A 16,630-nucleotide genomic window follows, 5' to 3' on the forward strand; every position below is an offset into this window, starting at 1 on the left:
CTGCGTCCTCCTTAATAGCAGTCTGCGAGCGGAGAGCTTGTTTTTCTCCCCGCTCGCAGGCCAATTTCATATTAATGATCGTCGTGAAAACACATCCAAAAATAATCTTAGATACGTTCTACTGCCATGGTAACCTTTTCGGAGTTGATATTCCACTCCTTCTCATAGCCCTTTGTCTCTCCGGTCACGATATCTTCTGCCAGAACTTCAGATTTAATTTCATCACCATGGTTTTTCATGATGTCTACAATCTTATCGTTGTCTTTTGCGTATACACGGATCTTGTCCATAACCTCAAAGCCTGCCTCTTTACGCATAGTCTGGATTTTGCTTACCAGCTCACGTACGAAGCCTTCTTCGATCAGTTCCGGAGTCAGATTGGTATCCAGAACAACAGTGATTGTATGGTCGGATTCGGAAACATAGCCTTCCATCTGTGCCATGTCGATCAGCAAATCCTCCTCTAATAATACAATTTCCTGTCCATCGATGTCAAGTTTAAGTTCGCCGGTGCTCTTCAGCTCTGCCATTGCCTTGTTTCCATCGAGCTCGGACAGTACGGTTTTGATCTTGTTCAGGAGTTTTCCGTATTTTGGTCCTACGGTACGCATCTGCGGTTTGAAGCTGTAGCTGATGAAATCTGCGATGTCATCTTTGAATACAACTTCTTTGACATTCAGCTCGTCCTCGATGATCTCTTTGTAGAATTCGGAAAGCTGGAACTCGCTCTTCACATACATCGTTCCGATCGGCTGACGGTTCTTGATATTGGCGGTGTTTCTTGCGGCACGTCCCATAACGACGATCTCCAGCAGGTCGGCCATATCCTCTTCCATCTTCGGATCGATCCAGTTCTCATGTACCTCCGGGAAGTCACACAGGTGGATACTTTCCGGTGCACTTGCATCGATGCTCTTTACGAGGTTCTGATAGATGTCCTCGGTCATGAACGGAATCATCGGCGCTGCTGCTTTTGCAACAGTTACAAGTGCGGTGTACAGAGTCATATAAGCATTGATCTTATCCTGCTCCATGCCTTTTGCCCAGAAACGCTCACGGGAGCGGCGTACATACCAGTTACTCATATCATCCACGAAGGACTGCAGTGCTTTTGCTGCCTCCGGGATACGGTAATTTGCCAGGTTGTCGTCTACTGCTTTTACAGTGGATTCCAGACGGGACAGCAGCCATTTATCCATAACAGCCAGCTTGTCATACTCCAGACTGTATTTTGTTGCATCGAAGTTGTCGATGTTTGCATACAGAACAAAGAACGCGTAGGTGTTCCACAGGGTTCCCATGAACTTTCTCTGTCCTTCCACGACCGTCTTGCCTGCGAAACGGCTCGGCAGCCACGGAGCGCTGCTGGTGTAGAAGTACCAGCGGATCGCATCGGCACCGTAGGTCTGCAGTGCGTCAAACGGATCTACCGCATTTCCTTTGGATTTACTCATCTTCTGTCCGTTCTCATCCTGTACCAGACCAAGAACGATAACGTTTTCGTATGGTGCTTTGTTGAACAGCAGAGTGGAAATTGCAAGCAGGGAGTAGAACCATCCACGTGTCTGGTCTACAGCCTCGGAAATAAACTGTGCCGGGAACTGTTTCTCGAAGGTTTCTTTGTTCTCGAATGGATAGTGATGCTGTGCGAACGGCATGGATCCGGAATCGAACCAGCAGTCGATAACCTCCGGTACACGGTGCATCTCTTTACCGCATTTCGGGCACTTAATGGTCACTGCGTCGATGTATGGGCGATGAAGCTCGATGTCATCCGGGCAGTTGTCGGCTTTTTCTTTCAGCTCTTCGATGCTGCCGATGCAGTCCTGATGGCCGCATTCACACTGCCATACCGGAAGCGGAGTTCCCCAGTAACGGTTTCTGGAAAGTCCCCAGTCCTGAACGTTTTCCAGCCAGTCACCGAAGCGTCCTTTTCCGATGCTCTCCGGAATCCAGTTGATGGTGTTGTTGTTGCGGATCAGATCCTCTTTTACTGCAGTCATGCGGATGAACCAGGTCTCACGTGCGTAGTAGATCAGCGGAGTATCGCATCTCCAGCAGTGCGGGTAGCTGTGCTCGAACAGCGGCGCATCAAACAGAAGATCCTTGTCCTCGAGTGCCTGCAGAACGGCCATATCTGCTTTCTTACAGAAAGTGCCTGCCCACGGAGTTTCCTCTGTCATCTCACCTTTTTCGTTTACTAACTGTACGAATGGAAGATCGTATCTGTGGCCGACCTTGGAGTCGTCCTCACCGAATGCAGGAGCGATATGAACAACACCGGTACCATCGGTCAGTGTTACGTAGGTATCGCAGACTACATAGTATGCTTTTTTGTTTCCGATTCTCTTCTCAGCGTACGGGAACAGCGGCTCGTACTCTTTGAACTCGAGATCTTTGCCCTGATAATGCTCCAGAACCTCGGCGCCTTCTCCAAGAACGGTATCTACCAGAGCGGCTGCCATATAATAGGTATATCCTTTGCTTGTTACTTTTACGTAATCCTCATCCGGGTTGACGCAGAGTGCAACGTTGGACGGAAGGGTCCACGGTGTGGTGGTCCATGCCAGGATGTATGCGTCCTCGCCTTTTACTTTAAAGCGGACAACGGCAGAACGTTCTTTGACATCTTTGTATCCCTGTGCTACTTCGTGGGAAGAAAGCGGGGTACCGCAGCGCGGGCAGTAAGGAACGATTTTGTGTCCTTCGTACAGAAGACCTTTCTTCCAGATCTCTTTTAATGCCCACCACTCGGACTCGATGTAGTCGTTATGGTACGTAACGTATGGGTTTTTCATATCAGCCCAGAAGCCAACGGTATGGGAGAAGTCTTCCCACATTCCCTCGTATTTCCATACGCTTTCTTTACACTGCTCGATAAATGGCTCTACGCCGTATTTTTCGATCTGGTCTTTTCCGTCCAGACCGAGCTTTTTCTCAACTTCCAGCTCTACCGGCAGTCCGTGGGTATCCCAGCCTGCTTTTCTCGGTACCTGATAGCCTTTCATAGTACGGTATCTCGGAATCATATCCTTGATAACACGGGTCTCTACGTGGCCGATGTGCGGTTTTCCGTTTGCGGTCGGCGGTCCGTCATAGAATACGTAGGACGGATTTCCTTCACGCACTTTCATACTTTTCTCGAAGATCTGATTGTCTTCCCAGAACTTCTCAACCTGTTTTTCTCTCTCGACAAAGTTCATGTCGGTTGAAACTTTCTTGTACATGCTTGTACCTCCTGAAACTTAAGTTTCTCGTTTTATTTGTTCGCGTAAAATAAGAAAAAGCTCCCGCCCTGTAATAGGACGAAAGCTGTACTTATCGTAACCACCTGTTACATACTATCATATGCATTTCCTGTAACGGGGAACGGCCGGCAACTTCTTACCACTGCTCTCCGGCTTTCTATATTTTATGCGCCGGGTACGCAGATTCAGAACTGCAACTTGGAAGTGATGTTCACCTGCCGCTACTTGTACCGGACTCCCACCATCCCCGGCTCGCTTTCCACAGACCGTTCACGCGCAGACTACTGTCTTCGTCATCGTTTTTCATGCCTTATTATAACTAGGGGCTGTAAGCGTTGTCAAGAGTGGAAAGCATATTTTATCGGTTCTTTTCCGCGATTTTACGGGATTTTCGGGGGTGTGCGTTGCTATTTGGATGGGGGAATGGTAAAATCGGGGTATAATCAAAAAACGGAAGGGAAGTGAAATCATGGGAAGATTTGTGAATCCGGACAACAGTGCATTTCAGGTTGCTCTCAATTCCGAAATCTATGTGGACAAAACAGGACTTTTATCGTATACCAACAAAGTTCTGGACACCATGCAGGGCTATATCTGCAACAGCCGCCCGCGGCGGTTTGGAAAATCATTTGCTGCAAATATGCTGGCGGCCTATTACAGCAAGGGCTGTGATTCCAGAAAGATGTTTTCTGGCCTTGCGATCAGCCAGACGGCAGACTTTGAGAAGCATCTGAACCAGTACGATGTGATTCATCTGGACATCCAGTGGTTTCTTTCGAATGTCAGCGATCCGGAACAGATTGTGGCCTACATTACAGAATGTACACTGGCCGAGCTGCGTACCATCTATGCAGATCAGCTTCCGCCGGAAGTTTCCACCGTTCCCGACGCTCTGTCCCGGATCAAAGAGGCGACCGGACAGAAATTTGTGATTATTATTGATGAATGGGATGTCCTGATTCGTGATGAGGCCTCCAACCAGAAAATTCAGGATGATTACATTAATTTTCTTCGTGGAATGTTCAAAGGGACGGAACCGACGAAATATATCCAGCTTGCGTTTCTCACGGGTATTCTTCCGATCAAAAAATTGAAAACGCAGTCTGCCTTAAATAATTTTCATCAGTATTCCATGCTGAATCCAGGCCCGCTGGCTTCCTATATTGGATTCACAGAAGATGAAGTTTCCGCTCTCTGTCAGAAATACGGACAAAATTTTGAGGAAGTCAGACGATGGTACGACGGCTATCTGCTTGGAAATTACCATGTATACAATCCAAACGCGGTAACAAGTCTGCTTCTGGATGGGACATTCCAAAGCTATTGGTCGGAGACGAGCACATACGACTCGATGGTTCCTTTTATCAATATGGATTTTGACGGATTGAAAACAGCAATTCTGGAGATGCTCTCCGGCGCCGCAGTTCCTGTCATGGTTACCTCTTTTAAAAATGACATGGTCAGCTTTGTAAATAAAGATGATGTTCTGACGCTGCTGATTCATTTGGGCTATCTTGCCTACAATCAGCAGACACAGATGGCATATATTCCCAACGAAGAAATCCGCCGGGAGTTTCTGACTGCGGTGACTTCCAATCATTGGAATGAACTTTTCGCTTTCCAGCAGGAATCTGCGGATCTTTTAGATGCTACGCTCGATATGGATGAAAATGCTGTCGCTGCCGGAATTGAAAAGGTCCATGAGGAATATACTTCCGTGATTCAGTATCATAATGAAAATTCGCTCAGTTGTGTCCTCACGATTGCTTATTTAAGTACGATGCAATATTACTTCAAACCCACTCGTGAACTTCCGACCGGGCGCGGTTTTTCCGATTTTGTCTTTCTGCCAAAGCCGGAATACCGATACGATTTTCCGGCGCTTGTAGTAGAACTGAAATGGAACAAGAATGCGAAAACGGCACTGGATCAGATTAAAAGACAGCATTACCCGGCTTCCATTGCATCTTATACAGGGGATATTCTGCTGGTTGGTGTTAATTATGATAAGAAGACGAAGGTGCATGAGTGTCGGATTGAAAAATATTTGAAATCAGGAGAAAAATGATGAAAGTTGTGATTGCAATTGATTCTTTTAAAGGAAGCCTTTCCTCTCTGCAGGCTGGAACAGCGGCCGCCACCGGGATTTATCGTGTCGATCCGAAGGTGGAGACGGTTGTGCGCCCGCTTGCCGATGGCGGTGAAGGTACCGTTCAGGCACTGACCGAAGGTCTTGGCGGACGGCTTGTCTCCGTTTCGGTGACCGGTCCTGCCGGAAAGCAGGTTATCTGCCCGTATGGCATCATCGACCGGACGCAGACCGCCATTATCGAGATGTCGGGGGCTGCCGGTATTACGCAGGTACACGGCGATGAGAAAAATCCGCTGTACACCACAACGTACGGTGTCGGTGAGGTTATCTGCGATGCCATCCGCAATGGCTGCCACCGCTTTATCATTGGAATCGGCGGAAGTGCCACAAATGACGGCGGTATTGGTATGCTACAGGCACTCGGTTTCGGACTGCTCGATGCAGAAGGAAAACAGGTTCCTTTTGGTGCTGTCGGACTGGAATCTCTTACCGCGATTACGGCAGATCACGTTCTGCCGGAACTTTCGGAATGCACCTTCCGTATTGCCTGCGATGTAACGAATCCGCTCTGCGGTTCCAACGGCTGCAGCGCCGTTTTCGGACCGCAGAAGGGCGCGGATGCTGTCATGATCAAACGTATGGACACATTGCTTGCCTCCTACGCCGCGCTCTGCCGGAAAACATTCCTGAACGTTGACGCGGAATTTCCCGGAACGGGTGCTGCGGGCGGACTTGGATTTGCTTTTCAGACGTTTCTTTCTGCTTCACTGGAACCCGGCATTCAGATCATACTGGATGAAACCCGACTTCGTGATGATGTGAGAGACGCTGATCTTGTCATCACCGGTGAGGGACAGCTCGATGGGCAAACCGTGATGGGAAAAGCGCCGATTGGAGTTGCAAAACTGTCAAAAGAATACGGCAAACCTGTCCTTGCGTTCTCAGGCTGTGTTACAAAAGATGCATCCACATGCAACGCCGCCGGAATTGATGCCTTTTTCCCTATTATGCGGAGCGTCGTTTCACTCGAAGAAGCTATGGATGTGAAAAATGCGGCAGAAAATATGGCCGATACGGTAGAACAGGCTTTTCGGCTATTTTTGCTTCAGTAAAGCGGATATTCGCAATCCGCTTCGCTACTTGCTTGATTCGGTTAAAACACAAGACCGTTTTCTCCTGCTTTAATTTTTGCAGGAAGGACAGAAAGCACGCCGCGCTCTCATCGTCTTAATTCCAGCAGATATTCTGTCGTTCCTGCTTCCAGCTGTTTCGTTCCTGCCCACCGAAATCCGTGGCGGTTGTAAAACGCAATGGCACGCGTATTTTTCTCCAATGCCCATAGATGGTCTGCGTCAAACTTTTCAATTACAAAGGTAATCAGCGCGTGGCCGACCCCGTTGTTCTGCAGACATGGATCTACGTATAGTTTACAGATTTCGGTTCCGATAATCGGACTCACTATGTGTTACTACATACAAATCCGACATCTCGACCCATCTTCATACAGAACATTTCGTATTATGCAATCCTGCCCATTTTTCAAAATTATGTTTTCTTTATATTTCATTTTACCGTCCCTCTATCCTCATGTTTTTTGCTATCTGCAGCGCCAGAAACAGCTTGTCCAGATCGTGGTTAGCGGCAGATAATCCATCCGTTTCATAGTTTCCTTCGATCAGCACATCTCCCGCAACAAGAAAATCATACAGTTCAAATCCATAAAAATCACTGATCGCCTGAACGCCTGCGAGTTCCATTTCCACGGCAATGCATCCTTCTTCTTTTCGTTTTCTTACAAGATTTACCGTTTCCCGAAGCATACTGTCTGTCGTCCATACGCGCCCCTGAACGTATGGCAGTTTCCTTTCTTTGAAAAATTCCGCCAGTTTGTCCGTGTTTTTTATTTTTATGTAGTCCTGCGGTTCTGCAAAATAATAGGACAGTCCTTCTCCCCGGTATGCCTCCGTTGGGAGAATAAACTTTCCATCGGTTGCTTCTTTGTCCAGACTGCCGCACGAGCCAAACATGATAAAGACGGATGCTCCTGTTAAATGATTGACTTCGGCAATCATTCCGGCTGCAAGAGCGGAACCAATTGGTGTCAGGTAGAAAGCAATCGTTTCTTCCTCATATGGCAGAGTCCAAACCGGTATATTTCCATTGCATGCTCTTACTTCTGCAATCTGTCGGCATGGGAATTTTTCAAGCATGTATTCATATATTACTTTTGAAAAAATTACCATACATTTTTTTACCAGATGCTGCTTCTCCCCATAAAAATTCTCCAGCTTTACAATCGGCTCGCTGTTGATATCATAAGAATCAATAATCATTCTGTTTCCTCCATAAATTTTATTTATCTTTACCAAAAAGTCCCATATCCACCACCCTTACTGCGCAGACATGAGACTTCCGTTTTTATTTTTGCATTACTTCAATAACACATTCATGTTTCTTCGTTTTTTTATTATAATTGATACCGGCAAGCATTCGAACCACAGAATCTTTCAGGCCATCCATATCCATTTGAATATAAATTTTTAAGGCCTCATACGTTTCCGTCTGGTTCCAATAGGTTCCGAATTTGTGGCGCAGCATGGCTTCTACCACAGATTTCGGGCTATACATGGAATAAATTTCGTCTCCAGTCTGCCGATGCGTAATCAACTGATAACCATCGTACCACGTTTTTGCTTCTTCAAAACTCATCTCATATTTTTCACAGAGGGCAGATATCTCCTGCTCTGTGAAGCCAAAATATTCCGCCAGATCACCGGGATCTGTCATGGAATACTCGGTAAATATATTTAGTGCAGAATAAGAACCATTTTTGTTTGTGAACTTTTCTTTTTTCAGACTTTTCAGCAATACCTTTCGATTATATACATGCGTATTCCACAGTATTTCCATGCTTCTGAATTATTTTCATTAAATCATCAGCCTGCATCCAAACGGTTGCTGTATTATCATTTGGATGAACACCAATTTTATTTCCGACAAATTCCACGTCCATGAAGACTTGAACTCTGTGTTCGGCATCGTTTAGAATACCAAGCGGCGTAACGGCACCGGGTATCAGTTTCATAATATCAAATAATTCCTCCGCAGATGCAAAAGAAAGTGCACGCAGACCACGTTGCCTGCGAAACGCTTTCAAATCTACTCGCTTGTTCCCTTTCATCGTTATCAAATAATAATTACGTTTTTTATCGTCGCGAACAAATAAATTTTTAGCGCCCCACTCTGGATATGGCAAATCAACAGCATCTGCTTCTTCCATATTGAAAACTGCCTTATGTTCCGTAATTTCATACGCTATATTTTGCCTTTTTAAATAATGATATATCTCTATCTTATCCATACTCTTTTATCTCTGTAAACTGAAATTGAAATATGCCCTTATTTTTCATACTTTTCAATCCGGCATTCATGTTCTTTTGTTTTTTCATTGTAGTTAATTCCCACCAGCAAAAGCTCCCCTGCATAGCATGCAACAGACTCCGGATATTTTCTGTCTCTGATCTGATCTAATGCTGCTCTGACGCTTTTGTCCCATTTCAGTTCCACAACAAGCGCCGGGTAATAATTCTGAAACTCCGGCTTTGGAATAAACACAAAGTCTGCAAATCCACGACCCGCGGGAAATTCGCGGATTGGTTTGAAATAGTATTGCATGGAACTCAAATAGGCAATGGACAGAACACTGCTGAGTGAGTTTTCATTGTTATACTGAATCACAGAAGTATATTCCCTGTGAATTTTTTCAATTTCTTTTGCTACTGCGTTTCCATTCATCTGAATTGTATCTTTCAGAAGCTGCTCTGATTCTTTTTGAAATACAATCAACTCATTCCATTTTTTCCTTTTCGTTGCCAGAATCAATTCCTGACGGATTTCCTCATTCGGAATAAAAGCAGTTCTAAATGTCCGGTCATAGGCCAGATATCCAAGGTGAATCAGATACGTCAGCACATCGTCTTTATTGGCGAAGCTAACGGTATCGTTCTGAAAAGAGGTAACATCAACCGGAACATGATCTCCTGAAAGCATTTCGATTACGGCACTTTTCAGGCCATCAAAATCCATATTGATCAGCGGAACAATCGCCTCATAGGATGCGGTTCCGGACCAGTAGCTCTGGAATTCGCCTTCGAGCATCAGGTTCACAACGGCATTTGGATTGTATACATGATATTTCCCAATCTGATAACCGTCGTACCATCGTTTGACTTCTTCAAACTTCTGACCATATACTTCACATAGTTTTTGAACTTCTGTTTCTGTAAAACCTACATATGGTGCAATCGGCCCGGCATGCAGCATCGAATAATCTTTGAAATTGTTCAGCGCCGACTGTGTCTTTTCTTTTTTTACAGGCAAAATACCTGTCAGATATGCCAGTTGAATATATTTTGTCGGCTCCGTCCCTTTGAACATCGCCCGCAGAAAATTGATATATTCTTCCTGTGTTTTGAGATCCGCCGCCTCGTCACGAATCAGAACATCCCATTCGTCTATAATCACAATAAATTTTGTCCCGGATGCCGCGTTGATCCGCGACAGCGCCTCCGGCAGTGACCGGATTTCTTCTGGAAGTATATGGGGATAATATTCTTTTAACTCCGAAATCGTTTTTTCTGAGATATAAGAAACAATCCGCTCCGGTCCGCCTGCCGGTTCCATACACCATTGGATATCCCAGTGGAGCACATCATACTGATTCAGATGTTTTTCAAAATCCTTTGCCCTGCTGATTTCCAGCCCGGAAAACATTTCTTTCGAACTGCAGCCCTTGCTGTAATACGCGGTGAGCATATTTGCCGTAATTGATTTTCCAAACCGCCGCGGGCGGCTGTTGCAGATATATCCCTGCAGAGTGTTCATGACTTTATTCGTATAAGTCAGCAGTCCTGTTTTATCAACATAAATCTCAGAATTTAATGCAACCGCAAATGCTTCATTTCCCGGATTCAGATAACTTCCCATGTAAATCCCTCCCGTCAACATTTTATATGACTCATTATACTTGATCCCTCTGACTATCACAAGGACAGGATTTTCCCACGCAGCTTCCGGTTTTTCACTTTCGTCCTCCTGTGAGAATCCCATACAATTCCGGTCTTCTGTTTTTCAGTCCGCATTTTTCCCGCTTTCTGCATTTCCTGCATTTCGTTGATACTAAAATCAGACATGTTATTATCCTTCATCCTCGTAAATAATGATTTGAAAATATTGTAACTATTCAGAGCCATGCGAAATGGAAGAAAAATCGCGAATCATGTTTACATGAATGAGCTATTTTTCTGGAATTTCATATGGCGAGATGGGACTCTGAATAGTTACAAAATATTATACCCTATAAATGCTTCAATGGTAAACTTTCATTTTGCCGCATAAAAAATACGCGCCGCATTTCTCATCAAAATCATGAGTATGCGGTGCGCAGTTTTTATTTTGCTTTTTTCTTCTCTCTTTTCACAAAAAGACAGACACATACAACAACAAAAACAGCCGTTGCAGCGATCAGTACCGGCCATACCGGCAGTGGACAGACGCCTGCGCTGATCAGTTTCAGTCCCTGGTAAAGTGTGTATACACCGAAAATTGAAAAGATGACAAACGCCAGTGTATTCAGCAGCCCATCCGGTGTCTTGCTCTTTAAGAGATAGCCGACCAGCATTCCGAGAATATCCGCTGCGAACAGTCCGAGAGAACATCCGATCCATACAACGAATGCGGATCCCATACCTTCATTTGCACCAAAGGTGATTGCGGTAAGCTGTGTTTTGTCTCCGAGCTCTGCTACGAAGAACGTACAGAAAACGGCGAGCGGTGCGAACCGAATTTTGGATTTGCCGCCTTCTTCCTCTTCCTCGTCATCATCACCGGAAATGGTGGATGCTGCGAAGTAAAGAAATGCGAGTGCTGCAATCGTCTTAATCAGCCAGTCCGGAATGAATTCGCTGACGAGGCCGCCTGCGAGAACCGCCATTCCATTCAGTACCAGAATCGCGGCTGCGGTTCCCAGGATAATGTCTTTCAGCTTGTACTTCGAAGTAAGCGCAATCAGCATGAGCTGCGTCTTATCGCCCATCTCTGCGATGAACTCGGTAAGAAACACCTTTAGAAATAACACCATTTTCCATTCCCCTTATCTTATAATGATATAAATGGCATATGCGGCATAAAATGCGACCATACAGAAACCTTCGACTCTTCCGATTTTCTTTTTGGTTCCTGCAAAAATCCATACACATACCGTGAATACGATCAATACACACAAATCAATTATATTTTCCGTAATGATGGCCATCGGGCTGATTGCGGATGCAATGCCAAGTACCATAAGAATGTTGAAGATATTAGAACCGATCGCGTTGCCAAGTGCCATATCAACTTCATTCTTTCTCGCAGCAACGATAGAAGTTACGAGTTCCGGAAGGGAAGTTCCGATGGAAACAATGGTCAATCCGATCAGAGTCTGGCTCATTCCGAGATCGCCTGCGATTCTCGCTGCGGCATCTACGGTCACATCTCCGCCGACTGCAATGGCGACTGCTCCGCCGACGATGAACACGATACTCTTCGGAACGGAAAGCAGTTTGATATCCTCATCGGAACCGCCTTCAATTTCGACTTTTTTTCCTTCCCTGTTTGCCTTTAACGCAATCTGAACCATGTAGACAATATAGCCTGCGAAAAAACCAATTAAGATCACGCCGTCCAGGTGACCGAGCATCATACCGGATTTATCGCCGAGTCCGCTAATCCCCAAAACCATTAAAAGTCCGGCGCAGATCAGGGACAGCGGGATGTCTCTTTTGATGGTTTCCTTTGCAACTTCTACAGTAGTCAGTACGGCACAGACACCGATGACAACCATCAGGTTAAAGATATTGGAACCAATGACATTACTGACGGCAAGCTCGTTGTTGCCGGTAAGTGAAGCTGATACACTGACCGCGGTCTCCGGAAGTGATGTTCCCATGGCAACAATGGTCAGTCCGATGATGATCGACGGAACGTGCAGTCTCTTTGCTGCGCTTGAGCTTCCTTCTACGAAAAAGTCCGCACCTTTGATCAGCAGGACAAAACCGATGACGAGACAGACAAGCACAAGAGCAAACGGGGCGTTGTTGATGAAATTTTCCATGTTTTCCTCCTTTGTTTTCCAAGCATATATTCCAAAATAGTATCGTTAACAGAAGCAGGTTTTACTCATTATCCGCAAAAAAAGACTCATGTATATCAAGGAACATCCGATATGCGATACACCGGTGATTCATCGATATACATGAGTCTCATTATTTAAGATTTGCCAGATTATACTCTTTTCTTATAATCAGAATGTTGACAAATCACACATTCGTGCTAACTACTCCCTCATGGAATATTACATTACTTGATAAATACTATCAAATGTCTTCGGGGTTGTCAACAAAATTTGACTTTTTTATCCGAAAGATTTCAGCCCCGCTTACGAATGCATACCAGTCATGGGTGCAGAATACTTTACAAAATATAACAAACCGAATATCCTAAAACGAGAAAAACTTCATTTTCATGATAGTCCATTTTTAGACTGATCTATCTTTTCTATGGTACTCACCTCTCTATTCGTCCTGTGTTTCCATCTCTTCGAGTTCCAGTTCCGTTTCCATCATGCGTTCCAGCAGGGATTCCTGTGTCTGATTTTCTTCGTCTATTTTCGTCTGAAGCTCCATCAGCCGTTCGTAATCTGCGGAAAGTTCCGGGTCCATCATTTCCAGTTGAAGTTCTGACATTCTGCTCTCACTCTCCGCAAGCTGCTCCTCGTATTTTTCGAGCTGCCGTTTTAAGCGGGACAGAATTTTTCCCGGGTTATAATATTTCTTTTTGTCAAACACATCATCCAGCGTCGGAACGTCGGCCGGTTTTCGTACAGCTCCTCCCGCATTTCCCGTTTCTCTGCCCGGCGTCTGCCGTTTGATTTCTTCGAGATACTGTGCATAATTCATTTCGTAAAATTGTACGTCGCTCTCGCCGAACTCCAGAATACCGGTTGCCACCTGGTTGATGAAATAACGGTCGTGCGATACGAACAAAACGGTTCCCTCGTAGCTGGTCAGCATTTTTTCCAGCGCTTCTTTTCCCGCCAGATCCATGTGATTCGTCGGCTCGTCCAGGATCAGGAAATTCGGTTTCGTATAGAAAATCCGGCAGAGCTCCAGCCGCACTTTTTCACCGCCGGAGAGCTGCCCCATTTTCTTTTCGACATCCTCACCGGAAAACAGAAAGGCTCCCAGTGCGCTTCGGACATCGTTGCGAAGCAGGTTCGGATAAAGACTCCAGAAATAGTCGAGCACCGTCTGCTCCGGGTCGAATTTCTGGTTGACTGCTTTGTGCTGATCGAAGTAGGCAAAATCCACGCGGTTTCCAAATTGATAACTTCCGCCCAGTGGATTGATTTCGCCCACAACGGTTTTCAGAAGCGTCGATTTTCCTTTTCCGTTTTCTCCGATGATCACAATCCGTTCTGCTTTTTTGATGACGGCCGAAACCTCGCTCAGGACGGTATCGTATCCGATTTTCAGTTTCTTCATCGTGAGCACATCCGTATAGCTTTCGCGTACCGGATGGAATAAGGCGTGGAATGTCCTCGTGTCAAACCGCCGCGGTTTCTCAATTTTTACCATGTGCTCGATCGCCATTCGTTTCGAACGGGTGGCCGCAACTTTTGTCGGTGTGTTTTTCCATTTTTCAATCCACGCCGTCAGACGCTCGATTTCCTTCTGCTGCGCTTCATAGTCTTTTTCCTGTTTGATCTGTGCTTCTTCTTTTTGTTTCACAAATGCCGAATAATTTCCCGGATACCGTTTGATGTCACCGTATTCGATTTCATACGTCACATCAATCACGCGGTCCAGAAACATGCGGTCATGTGATACAATGATAACGGCATTTTCGTAGCTTTTCAGATAATTTTCCAACCACTCCACTGCAGCGATGTCGAGGTGGTTGGTCGGCTCGTCCAGAAGCAGGATGTCCGGGCGCTGTAAGAGGAGCTGAATTAGGGCAATTTTTGTCTGCTGTCCGCCCGAAAATTCACCGATCGGTTTTTCCAGATCTTCGAGCGCAAAACCAAATTTCTGGAACATCGTTTCCATATCTTTTTTCCAGCTGTACCCGTGCAGACTCTCGATTCTCCGCTCCAGAAAATCGTACTCCGCCAGCAGCTTTTTGTGATCTTCCGTCTCGGCGAGCAGCTTTTCGATTTCCTTTTTTCGTGCCTCGCACGCAAAGACTTCTGAGAAAGCCTTCTCCAGCTCCTCTTTTACCGGCACATCTCCATCGGTAAAATTAATCTGGCGCAGAAAACCGATGTTCTGTTTTCCGCTCATCGTAATCCCGCAGGTCTCGTCGCTGTCCAGATTACTCATCTCAATATCCCCGGCAATCAGCCGCAGCAGCGTCGTTTTTCCACAGCCGTTTCTACCGACAATTGCAATTTTTTCTGTATCGTGAATTTCGAAATTCACACTGTTTAAAATCGTATCCGCGCCAAACTGTACTTTTGCATTTCTGATCTGATATCTCATGTTTTATACCTTTTCTGTTGTGTGAACCTCACAGTCGGTATTTTCACGGAGTCTGACATGTCGAAAATAGTTCGACTGTGACTTACCTCATGTCAGTGGAGGATACCGATTTCTCTCCGCCCGCCACTGCTGTTATGTTTCTTTTAACAATTCATCCCACCGCTTTAGAAGCGGGGGACTTCTTGTCTACTGATGTTAAAATTCTGCTTCCATTATACCGTCTCCGCCCTTCGTTCTCAATGCCAAAAATTTTTCGAATCAAATTTGGTACGCCTGCGGCATAAAAATATCTCTGTTTTACTGATTTGCTCCAGTAAAACAGAGATATTTAACTTCCTATATATTCCGAAAGTCCCTTACGCAAAAATACTACTCATGAGTAGTATATAATATTCTTCTCTTTTTTTCAATGCTGTCTCTTAACAGATTTTCCCAACCAGCACTACAATCCCAGCTGTCACAAGTGCAATGATCAGATACAGAATCGTCGCCAGGCCTCGTTTTGTCAGCACGGTTTTCCATGGTTTTATGTACGGAATCCCTTCCATTCCTTTGATCTCCCATATTTTACTGTGTCCAACCCACACCCGGTCAAGCATAATTCCGTCGAACCAGTTCATCACCACAAGGAAGAGGTAGGATTGGAGATATGCCGTCTTGAAATCGGTGACTTTATTCCAGACAAAAATGATCGCGATCAGCACCACGAACAAAATGATGCAAAATGGAATCATAACCTGCTTTCCTTTTTTCATGACCGCATCTTTGTCGATCAGTCCACGTTTATCGGCTTCTTCTATATATTCCTTTGGATAAAAATAAACACAGTTCATTCCATCATTTCTTACCAGACACTTTACCATCAGAATAAACAGAAGACAGTATAATATGTTTTGCAACAACAGCATCTCACATTCCTCCTCAGACTACCGTTTATGTTTCTTATAGCTTCATGTTAGTTCAGGCTAATCACATTGTCAAGAGGACTTGCTGTTTTTACATTAACACTGCCGCAATGGATAAATTATAATCGTTTATAAAGCAAAAAAAGAAACGAGCAAGTCCTGTCAGGCATAAACCTTACCCAGTGAAAACCCATTTCTTTTTTAGACAATGTCAAAGATACCATACTTCTTTCTCCCATCGAACTTTCTTTACACTCGTCCCTCATTTATTTTACAATTTCTATTTCAGATTGCAAAACTCATCCGCCGTCAGCTCATAGTCGACAGAAGATTCCATTTCCCCCAGCTGATTTTTCCAGGAATTGTAATGGACTGCGGTTTTGCGGAAGCCGAGTTTCTCGTAGACATGCTGTGCTCTTGTGTTTTTGAGGTTGGTATCAAGAAAAATAACGTTGGCTCCCATGCGGAACAATTCTTCTATGAGCATGCTCAGTACAACTCTTCCAATGCCTTTTTCCTGGTAATCGGATTCGCAGATTTTGATTCCGATTTCATATCGATGATTTTCGAATACATAGAAACTCATTTCGCCGATTCGCACATCGTTGTATTCTATGATGAGTCTTCGTCTTGTTTCATCGCTGTCGTCGGCAATCTGTTTTTCAATTTCCGCTGCGCTTGTCCCAAGCCCGTTTGGAAATCCGGCGTGGGCCATGACGGTTCCATCGTTCCACCAGACGGCTAATTGTTCACAATCTTTCTTTTCGGCATTTCTAATGCACAGCTGATTGTATTTTATGTTCATTT

General features: G+C 45.1%; 13 protein-coding genes. 2 read left to right on the forward strand and 11 right to left on the reverse strand.

Features of this window, described 5'->3' with window-relative positions:
• Positions 1-107: 107 nt before the first annotated feature.
• A complete protein-coding gene (ileS, locus tag DXD92_RS10205; protein WP_118595651.1) occupies positions 108-3,227 on the reverse strand; it encodes an isoleucine--tRNA ligase in 3,120 nt (1,039 codons plus the stop codon).
• 490 nt (positions 3,228-3,717) lie between these two features.
• Between ileS and DXD92_RS10210 the strand changes: the two genes are divergently transcribed.
• Both DXD92_RS10210 and DXD92_RS10215 read left to right on the forward strand, forming a co-directional pair.
• Entirely contained in the window at positions 3,718-5,316 is a 1,599-nt protein-coding gene (locus DXD92_RS10210; RefSeq protein ID WP_118640503.1) for an AAA family ATPase, read from the forward strand.
• The gene (locus tag DXD92_RS10215; protein WP_118640504.1) at positions 5,316-6,452 is read left to right on the forward strand and encodes a glycerate kinase family protein; all 1,137 of its coding nucleotides are present in this window, start codon (positions 5,316-5,318) and stop codon (positions 6,450-6,452) included. The genes DXD92_RS10210 and DXD92_RS10215 overlap by 1 nt, the downstream gene beginning before the upstream one ends.
• Before the next feature lie 107 nt (positions 6,453-6,559).
• Here DXD92_RS10215 and DXD92_RS10220 read toward each other — a convergent pair whose 3' ends face one another.
• The 10 genes from DXD92_RS10220 to DXD92_RS10265 form a co-directional block, all read right to left on the reverse strand.
• Complete coding sequence (locus tag DXD92_RS10220) at positions 6,560-6,799, reverse strand: GNAT family N-acetyltransferase (RefSeq protein ID WP_242991196.1); 240 nt, start codon at positions 6,797-6,799, stop codon at positions 6,560-6,562.
• Positions 6,800-6,908: 109 nt separating this feature from the next.
• Complete coding sequence (locus DXD92_RS10225; RefSeq protein WP_118640505.1) at positions 6,909-7,673, reverse strand: nucleoside phosphorylase; 765 nt, start codon at positions 7,671-7,673, stop codon at positions 6,909-6,911.
• 85 nt (positions 7,674-7,758) lie between these two features.
• Positions 7,759-8,250, reverse strand: a complete 492-nt coding sequence (locus tag DXD92_RS10230) for a hypothetical protein (RefSeq protein ID WP_330426809.1) — start codon at positions 8,248-8,250, stop codon at positions 7,759-7,761.
• Complete coding sequence (locus tag DXD92_RS10235; RefSeq protein ID WP_118595646.1) at positions 8,219-8,701, reverse strand: prolyl-tRNA synthetase associated domain-containing protein; 483 nt, start codon at positions 8,699-8,701, stop codon at positions 8,219-8,221. Before DXD92_RS10235 ends, DXD92_RS10230 begins: the two co-directional genes overlap by 32 nt.
• Positions 8,702-8,739: 38 nt before the next feature.
• Positions 8,740-10,326, reverse strand: coding sequence for an AAA family ATPase (locus DXD92_RS10240; protein WP_117761360.1), 1,587 nt, complete (start codon positions 10,324-10,326; stop codon positions 8,740-8,742).
• Between the two features lie 463 nt (positions 10,327-10,789).
• On the reverse strand, positions 10,790-11,479 hold the full coding sequence (locus tag DXD92_RS10245) for a TMEM165/GDT1 family protein (protein WP_118640506.1): 690 nt from the start codon (positions 11,477-11,479) through the stop codon (positions 10,790-10,792).
• 12 nt (positions 11,480-11,491) lie between these two features.
• Positions 11,492-12,493 (reverse strand): calcium/sodium antiporter, encoded by a 1,002-nt coding sequence (locus DXD92_RS10250; RefSeq protein WP_117510557.1) that lies wholly within the window; start codon positions 12,491-12,493, stop codon positions 11,492-11,494.
• A 460-nt stretch (positions 12,494-12,953) separates the two neighbouring features.
• Positions 12,954-14,918, reverse strand: coding sequence for an ABC-F family ATP-binding cassette domain-containing protein (locus tag DXD92_RS10255; RefSeq protein WP_118640507.1), 1,965 nt, complete (start codon positions 14,916-14,918; stop codon positions 12,954-12,956).
• A gap of 419 nt (positions 14,919-15,337) precedes the next feature.
• Positions 15,338-15,826 (reverse strand): hypothetical protein, encoded by a 489-nt coding sequence (locus DXD92_RS10260; protein ID WP_117510553.1) that lies wholly within the window; start codon positions 15,824-15,826, stop codon positions 15,338-15,340.
• 277 nt (positions 15,827-16,103) lie between these two features.
• Complete coding sequence (locus DXD92_RS10265) at positions 16,104-16,628, reverse strand: GNAT family N-acetyltransferase (protein ID WP_055225836.1); 525 nt, start codon at positions 16,626-16,628, stop codon at positions 16,104-16,106.
• Positions 16,629-16,630: the final 2 nt, after the last annotated feature.

The sequence above is a fragment of the Blautia sp. TM10-2 genome (genome assembly GCF_003480845.1).
Lineage (GTDB): Bacteria > Bacillota > Clostridia > Lachnospirales > Lachnospiraceae > Fusicatenibacter > Fusicatenibacter saccharivorans.